25 protein-coding genes are annotated in these 20782 nt (G+C 54.5%); 7 read left to right on the forward strand and 18 right to left on the reverse strand.

Annotated features, from left to right (window positions below):
• Nucleotides 1-102: 102 nt before the first annotated feature.
• Nucleotides 103-1347, forward strand: a complete 1245-nt coding sequence (mtr, locus tag QVF11_RS00725) for a tryptophan permease (RefSeq protein ID WP_287854815.1) — start codon at nt 103-105, stop codon at nt 1345-1347.
• 98 nt (nt 1348-1445) lie between these two features.
• Nucleotides 1446-2387, forward strand: coding sequence for a LysR family transcriptional regulator (locus tag QVF11_RS00730; RefSeq protein WP_112213573.1), 942 nt, complete (start codon nt 1446-1448; stop codon nt 2385-2387).
• Here QVF11_RS00730 and QVF11_RS00735 read toward each other — a convergent pair.
• The 15 genes from QVF11_RS00735 to ubiU all read right to left on the reverse strand — a co-directional run bounded on the left by QVF11_RS00735 (nt 2350) and on the right by ubiU (nt 15619).
• Nucleotides 2350-2781: a HutP family protein gene (locus tag QVF11_RS00735; protein ID WP_112213574.1), complete on the reverse strand. Its 432-nt coding sequence runs from the start codon at nt 2779-2781 to the stop codon at nt 2350-2352. The genes QVF11_RS00730 and QVF11_RS00735 overlap by 38 nt on opposite strands.
• 43 nt (nt 2782-2824) lie before the next feature.
• Entirely contained in the window at nt 2825-3595 is a 771-nt protein-coding gene (madM, locus tag QVF11_RS00740) for a malonate transporter subunit MadM (protein WP_112213575.1), read from the reverse strand.
• Nucleotides 3595-3990, reverse strand: coding sequence for a malonate transporter subunit MadL (gene madL / locus QVF11_RS00745; protein ID WP_112213576.1), 396 nt, complete (start codon nt 3988-3990; stop codon nt 3595-3597). The genes madM and madL overlap by 1 nt, the downstream gene beginning before the upstream one ends.
• A 266-nt stretch (nt 3991-4256) precedes the next feature.
• Complete coding sequence (locus QVF11_RS00750) at nt 4257-4475, reverse strand: acyl-CoA carboxylase biotin carboxyl carrier protein subunit (protein WP_112213577.1); 219 nt, start codon at nt 4473-4475, stop codon at nt 4257-4259.
• Between the two features lie 20 nt (nt 4476-4495).
• Nucleotides 4496-5182 (reverse strand): malonate decarboxylase holo-[acyl-carrier-protein] synthase, encoded by a 687-nt coding sequence (mdcG, locus tag QVF11_RS00755; RefSeq protein ID WP_287854821.1) that lies wholly within the window; start codon nt 5180-5182, stop codon nt 4496-4498.
• Nucleotides 5179-6282 carry an acyl carrier protein gene (locus QVF11_RS00760; protein WP_287854823.1) on the reverse strand — a complete coding sequence of 368 codons (1104 nt, stop codon included), beginning with the start codon at nt 6280-6282 and terminating at the stop codon, nt 5179-5181. Before QVF11_RS00760 ends, mdcG begins: the two co-directional genes overlap by 4 nt.
• 18 nt (nt 6283-6300) lie before the next feature.
• Nucleotides 6301-7182, reverse strand: coding sequence for a biotin-independent malonate decarboxylase subunit gamma (gene mdcE / locus QVF11_RS00765; protein WP_142512730.1), 882 nt, complete (start codon nt 7180-7182; stop codon nt 6301-6303).
• Entirely contained in the window at nt 7182-8111 is a 930-nt protein-coding gene (locus QVF11_RS00770) for a biotin-independent malonate decarboxylase subunit beta (RefSeq protein WP_112213581.1), read from the reverse strand. Before QVF11_RS00770 ends, mdcE begins: the two co-directional genes overlap by 1 nt.
• Nucleotides 8104-8436: a malonate decarboxylase acyl carrier protein gene (gene mdcC / locus QVF11_RS00775; protein ID WP_110272885.1), complete on the reverse strand. Its 333-nt coding sequence runs from the start codon at nt 8434-8436 to the stop codon at nt 8104-8106. The genes QVF11_RS00770 and mdcC overlap by 8 nt, the downstream gene beginning before the upstream one ends.
• An 11-nt stretch (nt 8437-8447) precedes the next feature.
• Entirely contained in the window at nt 8448-10115 is a 1668-nt protein-coding gene (gene mdcA, locus QVF11_RS00780) for a malonate decarboxylase subunit alpha (RefSeq protein WP_287854825.1), read from the reverse strand.
• 13 nt (nt 10116-10128) lie between these two features.
• Nucleotides 10129-11337, reverse strand: coding sequence for a Na+-transporting malonate decarboxylase, carboxybiotin decarboxylase subunit (madB, locus tag QVF11_RS00785; RefSeq protein ID WP_112213583.1), 1209 nt, complete (start codon nt 11335-11337; stop codon nt 10129-10131).
• A 154-nt stretch (nt 11338-11491) separates the two neighbouring features.
• Nucleotides 11492-12382, reverse strand: a complete 891-nt coding sequence (locus QVF11_RS00790; RefSeq protein ID WP_112213584.1) for a triphosphoribosyl-dephospho-CoA synthase — start codon at nt 12380-12382, stop codon at nt 11492-11494.
• A gap of 203 nt (nt 12383-12585) precedes the next feature.
• Complete coding sequence (locus QVF11_RS00795; RefSeq protein WP_287854828.1) at nt 12586-13593, reverse strand: luciferase-like monooxygenase; 1008 nt, start codon at nt 13591-13593, stop codon at nt 12586-12588.
• A gap of 143 nt (nt 13594-13736) precedes the next feature.
• Nucleotides 13737-14615, reverse strand: coding sequence for a U32 family peptidase (locus QVF11_RS00800; RefSeq protein ID WP_167492719.1), 879 nt, complete (start codon nt 14613-14615; stop codon nt 13737-13739).
• A gap of 8 nt (nt 14616-14623) precedes the next feature.
• A complete protein-coding gene (ubiU, locus tag QVF11_RS00805; protein WP_049014787.1) occupies nt 14624-15619 on the reverse strand; it encodes a ubiquinone anaerobic biosynthesis protein UbiU in 996 nt (331 codons plus the stop codon).
• Between the two features lie 221 nt (nt 15620-15840).
• On the opposite strand from ubiU, the gene ubiT reads away from it, so the two are divergent.
• Both ubiT and QVF11_RS00815 read left to right on the forward strand, forming a co-directional pair.
• Entirely contained in the window at nt 15841-16365 is a 525-nt protein-coding gene (ubiT, locus tag QVF11_RS00810) for a ubiquinone anaerobic biosynthesis accessory factor UbiT (RefSeq protein ID WP_287854832.1), read from the forward strand.
• Nucleotides 16359-16862, forward strand: a complete 504-nt coding sequence (locus QVF11_RS00815; RefSeq protein WP_287854834.1) for a GNAT family N-acetyltransferase — start codon at nt 16359-16361, stop codon at nt 16860-16862. Before ubiT ends, QVF11_RS00815 begins: the two co-directional genes overlap by 7 nt.
• Here the strand turns inward: QVF11_RS00815 and QVF11_RS00820 are convergent.
• The gene (locus QVF11_RS00820; protein ID WP_287854842.1) at nt 16849-17142 is read right to left on the reverse strand and encodes a GIY-YIG nuclease family protein; all 294 of its coding nucleotides are present in this window, start codon (nt 17140-17142) and stop codon (nt 16849-16851) included. The two genes, QVF11_RS00815 and QVF11_RS00820, sit on opposite strands and share 14 nt — an antisense overlap.
• A 46-nt stretch (nt 17143-17188) precedes the next feature.
• On the opposite strand from QVF11_RS00820, the gene QVF11_RS00825 reads away from it, so the two are divergent.
• The 3 genes from QVF11_RS00825 (at nt 17189) to QVF11_RS00835 (ending at nt 19451) form a co-directional block, all read left to right on the forward strand.
• Nucleotides 17189-17626: a YhbP family protein gene (locus tag QVF11_RS00825; protein WP_287854836.1), complete on the forward strand. Its 438-nt coding sequence runs from the start codon at nt 17189-17191 to the stop codon at nt 17624-17626.
• A gap of 90 nt (nt 17627-17716) precedes the next feature.
• The gene (locus QVF11_RS00830) at nt 17717-18361 is read left to right on the forward strand and encodes an NAD(P)H-binding protein (protein WP_112213591.1); all 645 of its coding nucleotides are present in this window, start codon (nt 17717-17719) and stop codon (nt 18359-18361) included.
• Nucleotides 18362-18407: 46 nt separating this feature from the next.
• Entirely contained in the window at nt 18408-19451 is a 1044-nt protein-coding gene (locus tag QVF11_RS00835) for a permease (RefSeq protein ID WP_112213592.1), read from the forward strand.
• A gap of 170 nt (nt 19452-19621) precedes the next feature.
• Here QVF11_RS00835 and dolP read toward each other — a convergent pair whose 3' ends face one another.
• Entirely contained in the window at nt 19622-20197 is a 576-nt protein-coding gene (dolP, locus tag QVF11_RS00840) for a division/outer membrane stress-associated lipid-binding lipoprotein (RefSeq protein ID WP_142512708.1), read from the reverse strand.
• A 9-nt stretch (nt 20198-20206) separates the two neighbouring features.
• On the reverse strand, nt 20207-20782 hold a 576-nt coding region (diaA, locus tag QVF11_RS00845; RefSeq protein ID WP_287854838.1), incomplete at its 5' end, for a DnaA initiator-associating protein DiaA.

The raw sequence follows: 20782 nt of genomic DNA on the forward strand, positions 1-20782 counted from the left end.
CTTTATGATTGGGGCTTTTTTTATTTCTTTTGTACTCGTGTACTGGTACAGTGCGTCACATTCATAATGAGATAAAGTATTTTCGACTGGAGATTTCGGCAAATGGCGACACTTACCACTACGGCAACCCGACCGTCCTTGTTTGGCGGCGTGGTGATTATCGGCGGGACAATTATTGGCGCGGGTATGTTCTCGCTGCCGGTGGTCATGTCCGGTGCGTGGTTTTTCTGGTCGCTGGCAGCACTGGTTTTTACCTGGTTTTGCATGCTGCATTCCGGATTGATGATCCTTGAAGCAAACCTGAATTATCGGATTGGTTCCAGCTTCGACACTATTACTAAAGATCTGCTTGGCAGAGGCTGGAATCTAATCAATGGCGTATCTATTGCTTTTGTACTTTATATCCTGACCTACGCCTACATCTCCGCCAGCGGCTCGATCCTGCATCATACTTTTGCGGAAATGTCGTTGAACGTTCCGGCTCGAGCCGCAGGCTTTGGTTTTGCGCTGCTGGTTGCGTTTATCGTCTGGTTGAGTACTAAAGCGGTGAGTCGAATGACGGCCATTGTTTTGGGTGCGAAGGTCATTACCTTCTTTCTGACCTTCGGTAGCCTGCTGGGCCACGTTCAGCCGACAACATTGTTTAACGTCGCCGAACAAAATGCTTCGTATATGCCGTACTTGCTGATGACGCTGCCTTTCTGCCTGGCATCTTTTGGCTATCACGGCAACGTGCCGAGCCTGATGAAGTATTACGGCAAGAATCCACGCACTATCGTTAAGTGCTTGGTTTACGGCACGCTGCTGGCGCTGGGGCTGTATGTCGTTTGGCTGCTGGTGACGATGGGTAACATTCCACGTCCGGAATTTATCGGTATTGCACAGAAGGGCGGTAATATTGATGTGCTGGTTCAGGCACTGAGTGGCGTACTGAACAGTCGTAGTCTGGATCTGCTGTTAGTTATCTTCTCAAACTTTGCGGTTGCCAGTTCATTCCTTGGCGTCACTCTCGGCCTGTTTGATTATCTGGCAGATTTGTTCGGTTTTGATGATTCCGCGTTAGGGCGCTTTAAAACCGCGATTCTCACTTTTATGCCGCCGATGATTGGTGGCCTGCTGTGGCCGAATGGTTTCCTGTATGCCATCGGATATGCGGGTCTGGCAGCCACAATCTGGGCGGCAATTGTACCGGCGCTGTTAGCTCGTGCATCGCGTAAACGTTTTGGTAGCCCGTTGTTTCGCGTTTGGGGTGGAAAGCCGATGATTGCGCTGGTTTTACTGTTCGGTTTGGGTAACGTCATAGTGCATTTCCTGTCGAGTTTTAATGTATTACCGACTTATCAATAATTGAATTTATAGCCGAGCCAGATTTAACGATCTGGCTCAAAAAATATTCTCTTAATTTCTCTTACTATAAATATTGTCTTGAATAAGGGAATATTTATATGCTGAATAATGATATTACTCTGCGGAAACTCGAGATCTTCCTTAGCTATATGGAATCGATGAATATATCGAAAACAGCAGAACTGATGAACATTTCATCCGTTAGTGTCCATCGTGCTCTTCATTCACTGGAGGATAATTTACGCTGCCCTTTGTTTACCCATAATGGTCGGAACCTTCATCCTTTGCCTGGGGCATGGGTTATGCAGAAACAAGCTCGGGAAGTGATTAACTCGATGGAGCGATGTATTTATCTTACTCGCGAAGCCTCTGGATATCACACTCAGGTTCTACGATTGGGATTACTATATTCACTTGTATTAAAGACTGCGCCACAAATTGTCCAGGGGCTAAAAAAACGCTGTCCGGATCTTACGATTGAATTCATCATGAACTCTAATAAGAAATTACTAGAAGCCCTTAACGAAGGGAAGATTGATGCAGTCCTGATTTCGACGCCCGATGATTACAACGTTCAGCTATTCGAAACATGGACAATATTCTCTGATTCAATTTTCCTTGCGGTACCGGTTACGGATGCTGACAGTTTATCTACGCCTGTTGATTTACGGCATCTGCAAAATAAAAAATTTATTGCCTTAAGCGAAGGTTTTGCCACCTGGCGAGGTTTTCAGGAAGCGTTTCAGATTGCCGGATTTACCCCTGATATTACCGTTCGGGTTCATGATGTATTTTCATTGATGAGTATGGTTAATGCCGGAGTGGGTTATACCTTGATCCCCGGGCGGATGAGCGGGTTGTTCAGAAGCGGAATTCGCCTGCTACCGTTGCAGGAACCCTATCGGATGGAGCAGGAAATCTCGCTGGTCTTCCCTCGTAGCCAGGAAAATCACCCTGGCTTGCTGTCTTTGTTAGCCGAGTGCCGCATGTATGCAAGGCAGCTTATGATGGAGAAAAACGACACAGAGAAAACCCCATGAGCTCCTGGCTTAGCCGTTGATATACCACCGTTTCGCCGTAAATAGAGACGGCAAGCCATCGCGGATTACTCACCAAGGCGATTTTGATTCTGATACGATCGCCATTAATGTTGTTGGCTAAGGCATGGCTAAGCGCCTGATGGCTGGCCTGGCATAGTGTAAAGATGGCGGTCTCCTGCCGGGTAATAATCTGGTGCTTAAAGGCGCAGCCAATGACGCAGCGCTGTAGCTTAGCTTTTATCTCATCTGATGCTCCCGCCATAAAAGCAAAACCGACCTTATGCTCAGGCTTATCGGTCGTCAGTTTCTGACGAAAATTCTCTTCATCTTCTTGCGTGCAAAGTGAGGCCAGAAGCGCAATTTGTCCAGGCTTCATTCGCTGAAATGAATACATAGATATCCCTTGTGCCTGCCGCGATGGCAGCAGGCGTGTGTTATTAAAAGAAGGGGGTTAAAGAGAGATAGAGCGCTGATGGCGCCAATAGACATCCGAGCCCGGTATAAAACGTTGCCGTCATCGCGCCATAGGGAACCAGTTTGGGGTCGGTCGCGGCCAGACCTGCGGCAACGCCACTGGTGGAACCCATTAATCCGCCGTAAACAATGGCGGCGGCTGGTGAATTTAAACCTGCGGCTTTCGCTACCAGCGGCGTTAATATCATGACAGCAATGGATTTAATGACACCCGCGGCGATGCTAAGTGCAATAACATCGGAGCTCGCGCCGAGCGCTGCGCCAGTCACCGGGCCAACGATAAAGGTCACAGCCCCGGCACCGATGGTCGCCATACTGATCGCATCTGTATAGCCAAAAGCCCATGCGACAATTGCGCCAAGATAAAAAGAGAGCACGGTTGAGATAACCAATGCCAGCGCGCCTGCAATCCCTGCTTTTTTCAGCTCTTCAAGCTTTACGCCGAAGGCGGTAGAGATGATAGCGAAATCGCGGAACATGCCGCCGCCCATCAGTGCAATACCGCTGAAGAGGCTGATGTCGGCAATGCCCTTTTTACCGCCGGTCAGTTCCCCGCCAAGCCATGCCAGCAGTAGCCCGGCGACGATCGCGATAGCCGAACTATGAATCTTGCCGCGAAGCAGATGCGTAGAGATCCAGCTTGCTGCCCAGCACACGATCCCCACCACGACAAAGGCGGTAATCAAGCCGTTGCTGGTGAAGTTACCGGTAAGAATCTTTGTAAGCTGCTCCATTATTTGCATTCCTCGCTAACGGCGGAACTTCCCTGAACGCCACGACCGCCGATTTTGCTTAACGGTTTAATCAGCAGGAAGCCGATGAAAACGGCACCCAGGCCTGCAATGAGCGCAACCGGACCGCCTTTGAGCGCGGCAATAACATTTTGGTTTGCGGACATAGCGACGACTATCGGAATATACATTGCATTCCAGAAACCGACTCCTTGTTCAGCCGGTTTCGATAGTAATCCTTTTTCCGTCAGCTTTTGCGAAGCGACTACCAGAAATAACATGGCAAAGCCAATACCGCCGATATTGGCCGAAATACCCAGCAGCAGGCCCAGAAGATCGCCGATGATTAATCCGGCGAACATGCACAATCCCATTAACATCAATCCGTAAATAATCATGATGTTTCTCTTTGTCTATCCATACTAAAAGCGAATAACACAAAACGGTTTGATGATACCCGCATTGGGGAAATGATAAGAAAATAAATCAGCGGCTTTTAGTATAGCGATTTTTATTTGCAGACATTCATAAGAACACAGTTTTTCTCAGTCACTATGATTTATCATATCAGCAAGCGAAGCGCTTACTGATATGACATTAACATAGAAATAATCTCACAATAGAATGTCGCATTGTTTTTTAATTAAATGCGTACTAACTCACTTTACTCTGCAACGATTTCAAATAATACCATGCCTGGGTTGATGCGGTCGCCCACATTAACCGCGAGCGTTTTTAATATTCCGCTCTCTGGTGAAGCAACAGGCATCTTCATTTTCATGGCTTCCAGCACAATAACCACCTGGCCTTTTTCGATTTTATCCCCTGCAGCCGCTTTCACTTCATCAACCACGCCCGGAACTTTTGATTTAACTTCTGACATATTAATTTCCTTTGATATATTTAACGGAAAAATGTTCTCATTGCTGCCGCGATCTGCTGTCGCGATATTAATTGAACATCATTCTCACTTTTAGCCAGCAGAGTTGAGCTTCCACTGAACCATTCTTTGATATTGATGGCGTATCCATCGGATAAACACATCTCGCCATCGATACGTAACTGAAATTGCCGTTCTATATTGCATATGCTGGCCCAGCATTCGTTAAGACCCATCAATGAGCTGGGAACAAGACGAATATCCAGATCGGAATGAGCATCAGTCCATTGCCATGGAGTAACGATTTCCAGTGCCACCGACCCCCATACCCCGAGCTGAATTTCCGGCCAGCACCACCCCTGAGCTAACACATTAAATGCACGTATCGCATCAGTGCGTCCGGCAACCGAAAGCGAGGCCGTTTGCTCTGGTGTTGAGGTACGCGTTATTGCCGATGACGCCACCTCTGTAGCCAGACGTAAACGCCGCTCTTGCCAGCGCAGAGGGAAACAAAAACCCAGTGGAGCCAGCCCTTCATGCCGTTCGCCACGACGCACAATCCCCGGCAGTGACCCGCTCAACAGACATTCCCGAACTTGTCGCCGAAGCTCGGCTGGAAGCTTGCTGAATGTACTCTCGAGCCGTGCCGCAATAGCATCCAGCGCCGAAGGTTCCAGCCAGCACAGGGTATGCCGTTGCAGGGGCATCATCGTGCTTTACACCACGCCGGATCGTTTTTCGCCTGCTGCTGCAAATCCCGTTGTGCCTGTAGCAGAGCGTCGAACTGGGCCGTTGCCTGCGGGCCGATAATATCGACAGGCGAGACTCCTGCAGTACATTCGCCGGGGATCATTTTTGGCCAGAGCCGGATATGCGTTGCGTCAGCTTCGGTTTTCAACTGCGTCGAGACGTGACAAATTCGCCCCTTGATGCGCAAGATTGTCCGCGCTGTGCGTTCAACTATCTCCCGACTTTGCGCAGTGGTTGCCATCACCACCATGTCGTACTCCGGCGTGGTGCGCTGGCGCTTCCAGGTCTGGATTTTCCCCTGCGGATTGCAAAGATGCCCGCTTGCAGCGAGGGGAAAACTGTCGCCAGTCGGCAAACCGCCCACCACGGCCTCCCGCCAGTCGCCACCCTGCGGAGCGTGGACCAGCGAAATATCATCGCGTAGCGGGACGCCATCAAGCACCAGCCAGCCGAACTCCTGACAGCCATAAATGTCATGCAGCGCATAGCCCAGCGAAGCCGCCAGCGGAACCAGTTCTTCATCCAACGGCGTTCCTGCGGTTATCAAGGTCAACTTTTTCGGCAACCTGTCCGCCAGATCCATCTTCAGTGCCTGCTCCAGGGTAGCGCGTAAAAATGAGGACTCTCCCACCACCACGTCCGGCGACTGCTGGCACAGGGCGATAAGCAGCGCATCCCGGCAGGAGCGGGATAAAAACGACCAGTGAAGGCCGTTCTCGTCCAGCGCCTGGCGAGTAAACACGTTAACCAGCGGCGCATAGGTCACCAGCACGTTCTGCCCTGCGGTAACGCCGCATTCAGCCAGCGCCCGTTTTCCGGCGGCGGCGCGCAGCGTTAGCTCGCTGTGCGTAACGCCGACGATATTCTGAAACGCGCTGCTGCCGGTAGTGAAGGTGACCAGCGCCAGGTTGAGCGGCGTATGGATCTCTTCAATAACGTGCGCCGCCGTCGGGCCGGCAATGCCTTTGTCGTTCAGCGTCCGGCGCGGCATCTCTTCAAATGAAGGAATACCGGGCTGCGCCTGGGTCAGCCATTCGAGCGTGGTGATGGGATCGTTCATATTACTTTTCCCCCTGCATCAGTCGGGCAGATAACGCGCCGCCACTTGCTGATATTCATCGTGCATCTGCGCCAGAATGACGCCACGCATTTTTCTGCCGCCGCGCTCTTCGCCGGAGAGCCCGCGGCCCTGCGGACCGGTGGCCTGAATACTCACGTCCTGTTTTTGCCGGCGCACATCGCCAATATGCCGAACAATTGCCTCTCTCATCTCCGGGATGGTTTTGATTAACTCCTCCACGCCACCCAGTTGCCAGAAGAACTCAGGACCTGCCGCAAAGACCGGGTTGCTGCGGGAGAGTTCGCTCAGACGTTCCACATCCTGACGCGTAATACGGGCGATGCTGCTTAGTGGCATGACGTGAATCATGGTGCCGAATTCTGAGGTCAGACTGAGGATATGGTCGGCCTGCAGGCCGTGGCACAGAAACGCGCCGCTAATGGCGCGACCAATTACCATAGCGATAATCGGGTGCCCGGCATGGCGCGCTTCGGCTAGTGCCAGCTGATATGCGCCGGTCGCTTTATTCATGCCGATAATCTCTTCCAGTTTGCCTGGCCCGTTCCCCGGAGTATCGACAATCAGCACCAGCGGGCGTTTTTCGCCTGCGGGCTTGTCTTTATCCATCGCCAGCGTGCGGTAGACCGCCAGCGCCATTTTGTAGCCCTCTTCCAGACCGATGATCCCCGCATAAACGACCGGGAAGCGCGGATTGAAGGTCATGGCGTCGTTGGCGATCACCGTGCAGATTTCACCGTTGATGCGTGCGCTGCCGACAACGGCACCGGGGCCGTAGTCATCGCAGGGCAGATTAAGTCCCGTAAGGGCGTTTTCAGCAAAGCTGCCTTCATCGACAATCAGGTCGATGGCGGCGCGCCCCTGGCCGAGTAAATTTTCCATCATGCTTCCTCCACGGACAGGCGTTGGACATTGCTCAGGAAGGTTTCCAGGCTCATATCAACCAGTGATTGCGGGGCAGGATTTCCCGCTGCCGCCCACACATCGCGCGCATCGGTCGGCGCAAGCTCGTTGATTTTCTGCGTCAGCGCCATCTGTGCGCGGACTTTTACCTCGCTGCCAATTCGGCGCATTGCTTCAATATCGGGCCAGGATAAATCGGCAATTTGCGCAGCCTGCTGGTGGAAGGCATCCAGCGAGTCGGCAATCAGGTAATTGCAGTCGCCGACGATGTATTTATGCTTGCCGCCGGTAGTGCGGAACACCAGTGCGCGGTCAGAGGCGTCGAACTCGCTGCGACCCATCTCCTGCTCGATAACTTCCGGCCCGGTCAGCCCGAGGCGGCCTGATTCGCTCATGACGATCAGGTCCGTCGCGGCGGCGACAAAGCCCATACCGCCGAAGCAGCCGATCTTGCTGCCGATCAGCGCCACAACCGGTACGCGACCGCGCAGGGTTTGCAGCATATCCATACATTCGGCATGGGCGAGCAAACCGGCGTTGGCTTCATGCAGGCGCACGCCGCCAGTTTCAAAGGAGATAAGCACGACGGGGCGACGTGCCGGGTCGCGGGTCTGCGCCGCCAGTTCGTCGGCCAGCATCAGTGCGCCGACCATCTTCGCGCCGCCGACTTCACCGACGGAGCCGCCAATAAAGCGTCCTTCTTGCGAGATAACGATGGCCGGATGCTGGCCGAGCAGGCCAATACCGGTAACTACGCCGTCATCGAACTCCACGGCTTCGCCCAGCACCGGCAGATGTGGGCTGACCTGCTTTGCTGCCGGGCCGATAAGCTCGGTAAATGTGCCTTTATCCACCAGCCCTTCGGCGCGAACGCGAGCGCTGGCTTCCAGAAAACGCAGATCACTCATAATGGTTTTCTCCCGGCATGGCCTGTTGTAATGCTTGTTGAATTCGTAACGCCACGACCGCAGGCGTCGCGTTGTTATCGTTGATGCTGACCTGCATATCGCCCAACGGACCGTTATCGAGAAAACGGGTGAGGACGATTTCCCAGATAGCATCGAACCCGGTGACCGGCGTACAAATGCTGATGTCGATTCCGCCTGCCAGGGCTTTGGGTTCCAGCAACACTTCCAGATCGCCGGAGCCCACGATGCCGCAGTGCACGGTTTGCGGCAGGGACGGACGGTCGCTTTTGCCGCTGAAATGCTGTGATATTTGATGTAGAGCCATTTGCTATTCCCTTACCAGTTACGGAATCGAGCCGGTGGGTTGTACAGTCCGCCGGACCACTCGACCAAATCACGAATACTCTTCGCCGCCAGCATTTGGCGGTTGGCGCGGCGTCTGTCGATACCTAAATCTTCCGGCGTTTGCACAATACCTGCTTCGCGTAGCGCTTGCGTTTGTGCCGGGTCGGCGGCGAGGCCGATTTCGGTGTAACCCGCTACGGCGCGAATCGCTGCCATGCGTTGTTCCAGTCCTTCACAGCGATGCAGGTGGGCAAGTCCCTCTTCGGTGAGCACGTGGGTGACGTCATCGGCGTAAACCATCACCGGCGGTAGGGCGAGACCGGCTTTTTCCGCCAGTTCCCAGGCGTCCAGTTTGTCGACGAAAGCAGGCTGGCGCTTCTCGCGGAAGGTCTCCTGCATCTGCACCACCAGGCGCTTGCCGCGCGGCATATCGCCAATCAGCTGCTGCTGGGTGGCCTTGAACTCTTCGCCGCACTTAAGCCAGGATTGGGTGACGTGGCGGCGGCCTTTGGCATCGCAGCCCATATTCGGCGCGCCGCCGAAACCGGAAACGCGGCTGGCGGTGGCGGTGCTGCTGTTGCCGTACTTGTCGATTTGCAGCGTGCCGCCGATAAACATATCCAGCGCGTAGTGCCCGGCGGCCTGAGCGAAGGCGCGGTTAGACCGCAGGGTGCCATCCTGGCCGATGTAAAACACATCCGGGCGTTCAGCGACGTATTTTTCCATTCCCAGCTCGCCGCCAAAGCAGTGCACGGACTGGATCCACCCGCTCTCGATCGCCGGGATCAGCGTCGGATGCGGGTTCAGTACCATGTGAGTACAGACTTTACCTTTTAGCCCCAGCTCTTCGCCGTAAGTTGGCAGAAGCAGTTCAATGGCGGAGGTGAAGAAACCGATGCCGTGGTTAATACGCTCAACGCCGTATTCGGCATAGATACCCTTAAGCGCCATCATCGCCATCAGTACATGGGTATCAGTGATTAGCGCCGGATCGCGGGTGAATAGCGGCTCGACATAGAACGGGCGCGGCGCTTCAATAACCGCATTTACCCAGTCGCCGGGAATATCGACGCGCGGTACTTTATCGACGATCTTGTTTACCTGGGCGATGACGAGCCCCTGGCGGAAGTGGGTGGCCTCGGCGATCACTGGCGTATCTTCGGTGTTGAAGCCGGTGTAAAGGTTGCCGTCTTTATCCGCTTCAAACGCCGTGATCAGCGAAACTCGCGGCGTGAGATCGACAAAATAGCGGCTGAACAGTTCCAGATAGGTGTGGATCGCCCCGAGCTTGATTTTGCCCTGCTGAATAAGCTGCGCCAGACGACCATCCTGCGGTCCGGCATAGGCGAAATCGAGCTTTTCAGCAATGCCTTTCTCGAACAGATCGAGGTGTGAACTGAGCGGTACCGATGACTGCACCATATGCAGACCGGAGATCTTTTCCACATCCACTTTACACAAGCACTCGGCGAGAAAATCCGCCTGCTTCTGGTTGTTACCTTCAATGTTGACGCGATCGGCGCTACGGATCACCGCCTCCAGCGCGGCGACGGTATCTTTGGCGTCAATGATCTTCCCATCATGGAAATACGGAGCCAGAAGATTCAGGCGCTGTACCGTATCATCCTTAAGTTGATGCCAGTTGTGCTCTTTAAGCATGTTTTTAACTCCCTTATTTCAACAGGAATAGCGTGGAGATAAAGACCCCGGTAGCGATAGCCGAAACGATCAGGCCGCTGACGCCTGCGCCCATCGCCAGCGGCAGAATGACGGCGTAAGGGTTTTCATGGCTGACTTCTTTTTGTGCGATTTTGGCAGTGGTTGGCAGGCACGAGACCCCCGCGATACCGATAGCTGGGTTGTAGCGTCCTTTCGAGATAAGCCAGATAAACCAGCCGCCAAGCAGGGCGCTAATTGCTGAGATAGCCAGCGCGCCGATACCGAGGATCAGGATGATGCCGACTTTCGGGTCAAGAATGGTTTGCGCTTCGCATAGCGTGCCGAGCAGCAGGCCAAGGAACAGCGTTGCGGTGTAGGTCAAGGTGGATTCAAGCAGCTTCTGGAACGGTTCGATCTCGGCTTCTTTAATAGCGATCCCAAGGAAGAACGAAAGGATCAGCGGGGCGGCGACCGGCAACAGCAGGCACAGCAGCAGGCAGGCGCAAACGGTGAAGATGAACTTCGCCTTTTTCGACACCGTCGGATACTCAATATCCACTTCCATCCCGAGGTACTTTTTCGGTACCAGCAGGCGCACCAGATACGGGTAACCGGCATAGGTCAGGCTCAGATACAGGTAGGCGATGATGGCGATAGGAACAAACAGATTCGGTGCCAGAATCAGCGAGGCGAAGAGCACCATCGGGCCGTCGGCACCGCCGATGGTCGCAATAGAGGCCGCTTCATTGGCGGGGAGGCCAAAGACTTCAATGCCCAGCAGCAGCGCGGCAAAGGTACCCGCTTCGGCGAACAGCGCCACAACGATACTGGCCCAGGGGCGAAGCAGAATAAAGCTGATGTCGCTCATCGCGCCGATGCCAAAGAAAACGATGCAGGCAATCAGGCCGTTGCTGAAGGTTAAGTTGTACACCGGCTGCAGGAAGTTAACCTGCATCAGGTTCACTAAATCTGTTGGGTCGCTGATCATCGGGTCGAGAATTAAGGTCCCGGTTTGCCCGTCAGCGAGAAACAGTACCCCGGCGTTGACGGCAATCATACCTAAGCCCATTGGCACCATAATCAGCGGTTCAAGCTTACGGCGAAAACCCATCCATGCCAGGGCAAAGCCCAGAATAATAAGTAATATTCGCGCGATCGCTATTTTGGGGTCTTCAATAAAAAAGGTTCCGATGCCCGAAAAGAGCTTAACAAAGATATCCATAAAATATATTCCTGATAACGCAAAATAGGGGCGTGTTAGTCGTCGGTGATATTCAGCTTATTCATTACTCTATTAACACCTACAATTATTCCGACAACGGCAAACGAAATAACAATCGTCATGCCATAAGTTAATAACGTATATAAATAGATACTCATATTCCTTCCCTTGTAGGATCCTCATACGATTGATGACAAAGAAAATACATGGCCAGGCTCAGTGCTAATAAGTCTGCTGACCCTCCTGGGCTGACCCATTTGTCCAGGCACCATGCATTAAATTCGTTAAGCTCATGTTCGATACCGGGATGACTCATTCCTCCCATATTTACCAGACGCTGCGCACGTTGTTTCATTTCATCCAACGTGTGGTGGCCCGCGCGTGAAATCACCGTCGTATCATCGCAGCGTGCCATCAGCGCGAGCAGCGTATGGATTAACGCTTCACGCCAGCCAAACCCCAGAGAGAGCGCCTGATGCAGAGCAGGAAGCCCGATATGGCAGACCAGCGGAAAGCCCTGTTCCGCCTCGCCGCGCACGCCGGTCACACCAAACTCCAGGTACAGTTTCTCGCCGTGGGTTTGTGCTGAACGATGGGTGAGCGCGGCGAAATCATTGCGGCAGAGATCGAGGCATAGACCGGCGACGCACTGGCTTAATGACTCGCGAGTAAGCGACTGATTCTGGCCTTTTAGCCAACCGGCGGCGGCGGCCAGAATAGCCCCGGCAAAGAGAATGCCGCGCTGGGTATTTACCTGTCGGGTAGATTGCAGCAGCGTGGCTTCGTATTGAATTCCGATAAGACGTACTTTGGGAAATAGATCAGCCAGTGAGCCCTGATGATATTCTCCGGCCTGCGCGCAAGCCTGAAAACAGGGGGCAATGGCCGAGGTACTGGTAATAAACAGCCAGATATCCATATCGTTATGCGCACCTTGAGAATGCGGCGTCACCAGGCCTGGTTTAGGCCAGGCGCAGACCTCCATTAATAGTGCTTTTAATAAGCACTCACCGATCCTTATTGCATTGACGGTTGGTTGGCTCATGGCGTTTCTCTTTCTGCGCGTTCATTTATGGAAAATAAAACAAGAGAGAAAGTAACATTGCTATTTTTAGAGAACAATTACGCTCGGGGTAACGTAATTACGCTCAACGTAACCAGAAGAGGGAAATGGAGTGATAAGAATGAGGGCGGTCACAATTTGTCATTTGTGGTAAAAAAAATGCGGCAAAAATGCCGCATTGCGCACTATCCGAGAAGCTCTTCTTTCACCTGCATCGCCAAATCAAATGAATGCAGGCGTGCCTGATTATTGAAGATTTGGCCGTTGACCATGATTTCATCAGCCTGGGTTTCCCGCAGGATGGATTCCAGCCCGTGGCGGATTTTGGCTTTATCACCCACCAGCGACATGCTCAGCGCCTGCTGGACGCCATACTGTTCAGAGGCAGACCATAGCTGATGCATATTTTGCACCGGTGGCGGCAGCTGTCCTGCCTCGCCGCGGCGTAGTTTAACGAATGCTTGCTGCATTGAGGTAAACAGGAACTCCGCATCCCGGTCGCTATCGGCGGCAATGATGTTAATACACACCATAGCGTACGGCTTCTCTAACCGTTCTGACGGTTTGAAATGAGAGCGATAGAGATGCAGGGCCTGGAAGAGCATATCCGGCGCGAAGTGCGAGGCAAAGGCGAATGGCAGGCCAAGCTGGGCTGCTAACTGAGCGCTGTACAGGCTGGAGCCGAGCAGCCAGACCGGGATTTTCTCGCCATAGCCGGGAACCGGGCGCACGTGCGGGTTCGGGTCGCGAGCGTCAAACCAATCCACCAGCTCCGCGACATCGCGCGGGAAGTTATCGACATCGCCGCTCATGTGGCGACGAAGAGCGCGCATGGTGGGCTGATCGCTGCCCGGCGCGCGGCCAAGGCCAAGATCGATTCGCCCAGGATAAAGCGTATTGAGCGTACCGAACTGCTCGGCAATCACCAGTGGGGAATGGTTGGGCAGCATCACGCCGCCGGAGCCCAAGTGTAGAGTGGTGGTATTCGCGGCAAGATAGCCAATCAGCACTGAAGTCGCAGCGCTGGCAATACCGACCATATTATGGTGCTCTGCCAGCCAGTAGCGATGATAGCCGCGTTTTTCAGCCAGCTGCGCCAGGTCTAATGAATGGGAAAAGGCTTCCTTGGCGGAAGAACCTTGCGGGATCGGCGCCAGATCGAGCACCGAGAACGGAATAGATTTGTCAGTCATAAAGGCTCACTTTGCAACAGCATCGTCATCAGATTGAAGGTCTTCTTCCAGCCTGGCGCATCTGTGATGCACCGGCCAGAAAAGCTGCGACTTTAATAGTGCATTAAAAAGCAGCGATAGCCATTAACAAAGTGAGCGGTATATCAGCTCTGTAATTCCAGCCCGGCGAGGCGTCGCCAGTAGCCGTTGCAGTCGCTATTTGCCGTCAACGGCAGTGGCGCTGCGCCGTTTTCATTGGCGCGGAAGGCGTCCAGCATCGCGAAGGTTTCGTTGCCCAGCGGCGACAGGCGAACCATATCGACCAGCCCGTTCATGGTGCTTAGCTCATTTCCGAGATTGTAGATGTAGCCGCTCATGGTCTGAATGCCGTTGAGGACGAACACCTGTTGATTTTCCTGCGAGAGCACGTCGCGCCCGTTGGGGTATTTGATGCAGCAGGTTTCGCACTCGTCTTTTGGCCGGTCTTCCGAGCGGGCGGTAAAGCAGCGGGCGGAGTAGGCCAGCGGCAGATGGCCGTAGCTCAGGACCTCAACCTCGAACTGGTTGCGAATGCCCAGCTCGTCGCACTGGGTCAACAGATTCGCCAGCCAGTCGCGGGAAAGCTCAACTGGCATACACCAGCGCACCATTCCTTGCTTGAGCAGCAGACGCAGGGTGACGGCGTTATAGCAGTTGAGCGCATGTCCGGCGACGAACGGCAGCTTACGCTCTGCGCACAAGTTGACGACGCCAAGGTCGCTGGCTTCAATCAGAAATTCGCCGTTATCGACATAGCGCTTCAGTTCGCCCAGTTCAGAGGAGGCCTGCACCAGCGCGAGAGTGGAAAGCACCACCTGTTTACCGCTGCCCGCCAGCGTTTTCGCCATCTCGATCCAGTCACCGACCTTGGTGGCGCGACGTTTGCTGCATACCGCTTCACCGAGATAAATCGTATCCGCGCTGGAGCCTGCCGCCTGCTGGTAAAAATCTTCCAGCGTCTCTTTTGACCAGTAGTAGAGCACTGGCCCTAATGAATATTTCATTGCTGTTCTCACTGCCATTTACGGTGATAAGCGCCAAGGGTGGTTTGCGTCCCTTCGGACATGGAACCGAGGGTTTCCATCCACGCCGATTGCGGCACGAAGTTCTGCGGATCGGCTTTGCAGCGGTCGATCGCTTGACGCCAGACTTTTGCCACTTGGGTGACGTACGCGGGGCTGCGCTGGCGGCCTTCGATTTTCACTGAGGCGATATTTGCTGCCATTAGTTCCGGCAGCAGCTCGAGGGTGTTCAGGCTGGTGGGCTCTTCCAGCGCGTGATAGCGCTCGCCGTCGACCAGATAACGGCCTTTGCACAGCGTCGGATAACCGGCATTTTCACCATCTTGATAGCGGTCTATCAGCACTTCGTTAAGGCGTGATTCCAGCCCCTGCGGCGTTTGCTGCCAGCGAACGAAACGCGCGGGCGAGCAGGCGCCGACGGTATTCGGCGATTCACCGGTCAGGTATGAGGAGAGATAGCAGCGGCCTTCCGCCATAATGCACAGGCTGCCGAAAGCGAAAACCTCCAGCGGTACCGGCGTGGCGCGCGCCAGCTGTTTGACCTGATGAATCGACAGGACGCGCGGCAGCACCACGCGGGCAACGTCAAAATTGCGATGATAAAACTTCACTGCCTCTTCGTTGGTCGCCGAGGCCTGAACGGAGACGTGGCGCTCAATATGCGGATAGCGCTCGGCGGCGTACTCCAGCATCGCGATATCGGCGAGGATTAGCGCGTCGGCCCCGAGTTGGGCTGCCATGTCGACCGCACGCTGCCAGCGGGCATAGCCATCAGGATGAGCAAAGGTGTTGATGGCAATATGCAGCTTACGGCGATGCTGGTGCACAAAGCTGACGGCTTCCTGCAGTTTCTTTTCGGTGAAATTAAGGCCGGCAAAGTGGCGAGCGTTGGTGTCATCTTTCAGCCCGATATAGACGGCATCGGCGCCGTTTTCGATGGCCGCCTTAAGCGCCGGAAGGTTACCGGCTGGGCAGAGCAGCTCCATAATTTTTCCTGAAAAACGCGGCCCGTCAGGGACGCTGGATGGTTAATGAGCAGGGATTTTAGTTAACCTTCTGGTGACAATTTTTGATTTGAGGCAGTTAAAAGCGTATTGGCGGAATCAATACCAGGTACCCGACATCGTGATTTTGTTGATTTACGCCGCTATGTCGTTTATTTGATATGGCACAATAGAAGAACTATTGCATTCATGGAGTAAAGCTTGTGTTGGATAAACTGCGTTCCAAACTGGTTCACTTTGGCCCGTCAATGATGAGCGTGCCGGTTAAGCTGGCGCCTTTTGCCCTCAAGCGCCAGGTGCTGGAACAAGTATTAAGCTGGCAGTTTCGCCAGGCGCTGGCGGATGGGGAACTGGATTTTCTCGAGGGGCGCTGGTTAAGTATTAATGTGCGTGATATCGGCCTGCTGTGGTATACCTCGGTTGTTGATGGTCGTCTGGTGGTGAGTCCTACGGCTGAAGCTGACGTCAGCTTTAGCGCCGATGCCAGCGATCTGCTGATGATTGCAGCGCGTAAGCAGGATCCGGATACGCTGTTCTTCCAGCGTCGGCTGGTTATCGAAGGCGATACTGAGCTGGGACTGTATGTAAAAAACCTGATGGATGCCATTGAGCTGGAGCAGATGCCAAAAGCGCTGCGTGTGATGCTGCTACAGCTGGCGGATTTTGTTGAAGTTGGCCTGAAAGGTCCGCGGAAACCTGAACAGACATCGGTAGGTGAGGCATGCTGATTCGAGTAGAGATTGGGATTGATGCACCGGGAATCGACGCGTTATTGCGTCGCACCTTCGGCAGCGATGCGCAAGCCGATCTGGTGCACAGTCTGCGTGAAGATGGCCTGATCACGCTGGGCGTGGTGGCGACGGATGACGAAGGTCAGGTCGTGGGCTATGTGGCCTTTAGCCCGGTCGCCGTTGAAGGCGAAGAGCTTCAGTGGGTTGGTCTTGCACCATTGGCGGTGGATGAAAGCTACCGTGGCCAGGGTATTGGGCGTCAGCTGGTTTACGAAGGGCTGGATTCACTCAATGAGTTTGGCTATGCCGCCGTGGTAACACTTGGCGACCCAGCGCTGTATGGTCGCCTTGGCTTTGAAGCCGCCGCTAATTTTGACCTGCGCTGCCGCTGGCCGGATACCACCGAGGCTTTCCAGGTCCATCGCCTGGCCGATGACGCGCTGGAAGGCGTGCACGGACTGGTTGAGTATAGTGACCACTTTAACCGCTTCTGAGACCCTCCAGCAGAGTCTCAAATGAACCATCTCCTGCAACGAGGCGTTCCTTCTGGCGCTTCGTTAGCTGCTTGATTCGATACTCCAGCCGCAGCGCTAGTGAGTGTTCACCAACTTTCTGACTAAAAGCCAGCTGAAGCTCTCCTTTGCCCCGCAACGCTTTCGCTCCCTTGCCATCCTGGTGCTGGCAAAAGCGACGAGAAACATCGGTGGTAATCCCGGTATAGAGCCGATTATCGGCAGTACGAATCAGATAGAGAAACCAGCACACGGTACACAGGTCGCTATGTTAAGGTGTGAGCACCATAACATACTGGAGAGTAAAGATGGATACGCTCGCCGCTATCAGCCGCTGGCTGGGCAAGCAGCACGTTGTGACCTGGTGCGTCAGCCGCGATGACGAGCTGTGGTGCGCCAATGCCTTTTACGTTTTTGACCCGGAAACGGTCGCTTTTTATCTGCTCAGCGATGAAAAAACGCGCCATGGTCAAATGACCGGGGGGCGTGCCAAAGTGGCCGGGACGGTCAACGGTCAGCCGAAAACCGTCGCGCTGATCCGCGGCGTGCAGTTTAAAGGTGAAATCCGCCTGCTGGCAGGTGAAGAAGCCGCGGCGATGCGCAAGCGCTACGTCAGCCGCTTTCCGGTAGCCCGCATGTTATCGGCCCCGGTGTGGGAGATTCGTCCCGATGAGCTTAAGTTTACCGATAACACGCTCGGCTTCGGTAAGAAGCTATACTGGCTGCGTGATTCTCCAGCTCAGTAACCTCCGCTTTGGCGTGCAGATCCCTCCGTTTACGACATACTTTTGCTAAGCCGTCCGCTGTTGAATGACGGGTTAGCTGAAGGAGCAATGATGACTCAGGTACTGATAACTGGCGCTACCGGTCTGGTTGGTGGGCACTTACTTCGAATGTTGTTTCAGGAGCCGCGAATCGCCGCGATAACTGCGCCAACCCGTCGTCCGCTAGCTGATGCACAAGGAATTCTCAATCCGCACGATCCGCAATTAAGCGACGCGCTGGCGCAGGTTGTCGATCCGGTGGATATCGTTTTTTGCTGCCTGGGAACGACGCTGCGGGAGGCGGGCAGTAAAGAGGCATTTGTTCATGCTGATTATACGCTGGTGGTCGATACTGCGCTGACCGGGCTTCGTCTGGGCGCGAAGCATATGTTGGTGGTTAGCGCGATGGGGGCCGATCCGCATTCAATTTTTTTCTACAATCGCGTCAAGGGCGAGATGGAACAGGCCCTGCGTGCCCAGGCATGGCCGCGGCTAACCTTTGCCCGTCCCTCCATGCTGCTTGGGGATCGTCAGAAGAAGCGGGGCAATGAAGTGGTGTTAGCACCGCTTTTTCGCCTGCTGCCGGGTAACTGGAAGTCAATCGATGCCCGTGACGTCGCGCGAGCAATGCTCGCTGAAGCCCTTAATCCCTCAGCAGAAGGCGTCACCATTCTGCCATCAGCAAAACTGCGTGAAATCGCTGTCCGCGAGGCGTAGTATTCAGCGCTTCAATTTATAAGCTCACTCTTTGCTGGGGAATGCTATGGCTGGTCAGTCTTCATCTCAGGCGGCATCATCGTTTCAATGGTGGAAGCCCGCGCTCTTTTTTCTCGTTGTTATCATCGGTCTGTGGTTCGTCAAATGGCAGCCCTACTATGGCAAAGCGTTCACTGCCGCTGAGACGCACAGTATCGGTAAATCTATTCTGGCCGACGGCGATGCCAATCCTTTAACCGCAGCCTGGAACTATGCGCTGGTCTATTTTCTGGCGGTCTGGAAAGCGGCGGTATTGGGAGTGCTGCTTGGCTCGTTGATTCAGGTTTTGATTCCTCGCAACTGGCTGTTGCGTACGCTGGGGCAGTCGCGCTTTCGCGGTACGCTGCTGGGCGCGGTTTTCTCACTGCCAGGCATGATGTGTACCTGCTGCGCCGCGCCGGTGGCGGCGGGAATGCGTAAGCAGCAGGTCTCGATGGGCGGCGCGCTGGCATTCTGGCTGGGTAACCCGCTGCTCAATCCCGCGACCCTGGTGTTTATGGGCTTTGTGCTGGGCTGGCAGTTTGCATTGATTCGGTTAGTCGCCGGGTTGGCGACCGTGCTGGTGGTGGCAACGCTGGTTCAGAAGTGGGTAAAAGAAGCGGCGACGCAACCTGCGGTGGTGCCTGAATTGCCTGTGGAAACAACCGCAGAGAAGGGGTTCTTCAGCCGCTGGCTGAGCGCGCTATGGACGCTGTTCTGGAATACCATCCCGGTCTATATTCTGGCGGTTCTGGTACTGGGAGCCGCGCGGGTCTGGTTATTCCCACATGCCGATGGCGTGGTAGATAACACGCTGTTCTGGGTGATAGCGATGGCGATTGCGGGCTGCTTGTTTGTTATCCCGACGGCGGCGGAGATCCCTATCGTTCAGACCATGATGCTGGCGGGAATGGGCGTCGCGCCCGCGCTGGCGCTGCTCATCACGCTGCCTGCGGTTAGCGTGCCGTCGTTGATTATGCTGCGCAAAGCGTTTCCAGCGAAGGCGCTGTGGCTGACCGGTGGATTGGTGGTGCTATGCGGCGCGGTGGTCGGCGGGCTGGCATTAATCTGATGGTTTTCCCGGAGGCGGCGCGTTGCGCCTGTCCGGGCTACGTGACAGCAGACGATGATGAACTTGTAGCCCCGGTAAGGCGTCAGCCGCCACCGGGGAGATAATCAGAAGCCACGTTGGATGTGGTTTCCCGGAGGCGGTGCGTAGCGCCAGCCGGGATGCATTAGGGCTTATTTGATATAGGTAAAGGCGGTTGTCACGCGAGATACGCCGCTCACCCGGCTGGCGATATCCGCCGCCGCGCGTCCTTCACGATCGGTCACCAGACCCATCAGGAACACTTCACCGTTTTCGGTCGTCACTTTCACGTTGGATGATTTCACCTGGTCGGTCGTCAGAAGCTGGGAGCGGACCTTGGTGGTAATCCAGGTGTCCGAAGAGGCGGCACCTAAGCCGATCGGCTGACCCGAACGCACTTCGTTAAACACTTCCGTTGTCCCTTCAACACCCATGGCAATTTGCTTGGCGCGGGCAGAGAGGTCGGCGACCGGAGTTTGCCCGGTTAACAGAACTTTCCCCTGGTACGCGGTAACGTTAATACGGGCTTGTTTTTTGATTTGTTCATCTTTCGACAAGGCGCTGTTGACGCGCAGCTCAAGCGTACTGTCATCAACCTGAGTCCCCACTGAACGCGGGTCCGTCGCGGCTTTTGTGCCAACGGCTGCCGTTCCGACTACCGCTGCAGCAACGCATCCCTGAAGCAGTAGCGCAGAAAGCAGAATGGCGAGGGGCGAGAGAGCCTTCATGTGTTCTCCTTAATCGTCCTGGTGTGGAAAAAGCGTGTTATCAATCAAATCACACAAACAATTGACGGTGAGCATGTGCATTTCCTGAATTCGCGCGCTGCGATGCGAGGGAATACGGATTTCGACATCCTGCTGACCCAGCAGGCCGGCCAGTTCACCGCCGTCATAACCGGTAAACGCCACGATGGTCATATCGCGGGTGACCGCCGCTTCCACGGCTTTCACAATATCCCGGCTGTTGCCGCGCGTAGAAATCGCCAGCAGTACGTCACCAGCGTGTCCCAACGCGCGCACCTGCTTGGCGTAGATTTCGTCGTGCAGGCGATCGTTGGCAATCGCGGTTAAGACCACATTATCGGCATTTAGTGCAATGGCAGGTAAACCAGGGCGCTCGGTTTCAAAACGATTAATCATGCTGGCAGCAAAATGCTGTGCGTTGGCGGCGGAAGTGCCATTACCACAACAGAGGATTTTGTTGCCGTTCAACAGCGACTGGACGAGCGTCATAGCCGCACGGGAGATGGCGTCCGGGAGTGCTTCCGCTGCTGCAATTTGGGTTTGAATGCTTTCGGTGAAGCAGGCTTT

Origin of the sequence: Klebsiella sp. (genome assembly GCF_027492335.1) — a bacterium.
GTDB classification, from domain to species: Bacteria; Pseudomonadota; Gammaproteobacteria; order Enterobacterales; family Enterobacteriaceae; genus Klebsiella; species Klebsiella huaxiensis.

What these genes read in the sequence shown, in the direction of transcription:
- mdcG (WP_287854821.1), bottom strand. Translation starts at nt 5,182, where the DNA reads ATGATGCCCCTGCAACGGCATACCCTGTGCTGGCTGGAACCTTCGGCG.
- QVF11_RS00760 (WP_287854823.1), bottom strand. Translation starts at nt 6,282, where the DNA reads ATGAACGATCCCATCACCACGCTCGAATGGCTGACCCAGGCGCAGCCC.
- QVF11_RS00835 (WP_112213592.1), top strand. Translation starts at nt 18,408, where the DNA reads ATGGCTGGTCAGTCTTCATCTCAGGCGGCATCATCGTTTCAATGGTGG.
- madM (WP_112213575.1), bottom strand. Translation starts at nt 3,595, where the DNA reads ATGGAGCAGCTTACAAAGATTCTTACCGGTAACTTCACCAGCAACGGC.
- QVF11_RS00795 (WP_287854828.1), bottom strand. Translation starts at nt 13,593, where the DNA reads ATGACTGACAAATCTATTCCGTTCTCGGTGCTCGATCTGGCGCCGATC.
- QVF11_RS00770 (WP_112213581.1), bottom strand. Translation starts at nt 8,111, where the DNA reads ATGAGTGATCTGCGTTTTCTGGAAGCCAGCGCTCGCGTTCGCGCCGAA.
- dolP (WP_142512708.1), bottom strand. Translation starts at nt 20,197, where the DNA reads ATGAAGGCTCTCTCGCCCCTCGCCATTCTGCTTTCTGCGCTACTGCTT.
- QVF11_RS00790 (WP_112213584.1), bottom strand. Translation starts at nt 12,382, where the DNA reads ATGAGCCAACCAACCGTCAATGCAATAAGGATCGGTGAGTGCTTATTA.
- madL (WP_112213576.1), bottom strand. Translation starts at nt 3,990, where the DNA reads ATGATTATTTACGGATTGATGTTAATGGGATTGTGCATGTTCGCCGGA.
- mdcC (WP_110272885.1), bottom strand. Translation starts at nt 8,436, where the DNA reads ATGGCTCTACATCAAATATCACAGCATTTCAGCGGCAAAAGCGACCGT.
- madB (WP_112213583.1), bottom strand. Translation starts at nt 11,337, where the DNA reads ATGGATATCTTTGTTAAGCTCTTTTCGGGCATCGGAACCTTTTTTATT.
- QVF11_RS00815 (WP_287854834.1), top strand. Translation starts at nt 16,359, where the DNA reads ATGCTGATTCGAGTAGAGATTGGGATTGATGCACCGGGAATCGACGCG.
- mdcE (WP_142512730.1), bottom strand. Translation starts at nt 7,182, where the DNA reads ATGGAAAATTTACTCGGCCAGGGGCGCGCCGCCATCGACCTGATTGTC.
- ubiU (WP_049014787.1), bottom strand. Translation starts at nt 15,619, where the DNA reads ATGGAGCTGCTCTGCCCAGCCGGTAACCTTCCGGCGCTTAAGGCGGCC.
- QVF11_RS00800 (WP_167492719.1), bottom strand. Translation starts at nt 14,615, where the DNA reads ATGAAATATTCATTAGGGCCAGTGCTCTACTACTGGTCAAAAGAGACG.
- QVF11_RS00830 (WP_112213591.1), top strand. Translation starts at nt 17,717, where the DNA reads ATGACTCAGGTACTGATAACTGGCGCTACCGGTCTGGTTGGTGGGCAC.
- QVF11_RS00730 (WP_112213573.1), top strand. Translation starts at nt 1,446, where the DNA reads ATGCTGAATAATGATATTACTCTGCGGAAACTCGAGATCTTCCTTAGC.
- mtr (WP_287854815.1), top strand. Translation starts at nt 103, where the DNA reads ATGGCGACACTTACCACTACGGCAACCCGACCGTCCTTGTTTGGCGGC.
- mdcA (WP_287854825.1), bottom strand. Translation starts at nt 10,115, where the DNA reads ATGCTTAAAGAGCACAACTGGCATCAACTTAAGGATGATACGGTACAG.
- QVF11_RS00735 (WP_112213574.1), bottom strand. Translation starts at nt 2,781, where the DNA reads ATGTATTCATTTCAGCGAATGAAGCCTGGACAAATTGCGCTTCTGGCC.
- QVF11_RS00825 (WP_287854836.1), top strand. Translation starts at nt 17,189, where the DNA reads ATGGATACGCTCGCCGCTATCAGCCGCTGGCTGGGCAAGCAGCACGTT.
- QVF11_RS00750 (WP_112213577.1), bottom strand. Translation starts at nt 4,475, where the DNA reads ATGTCAGAAGTTAAATCAAAAGTTCCGGGCGTGGTTGATGAAGTGAAA.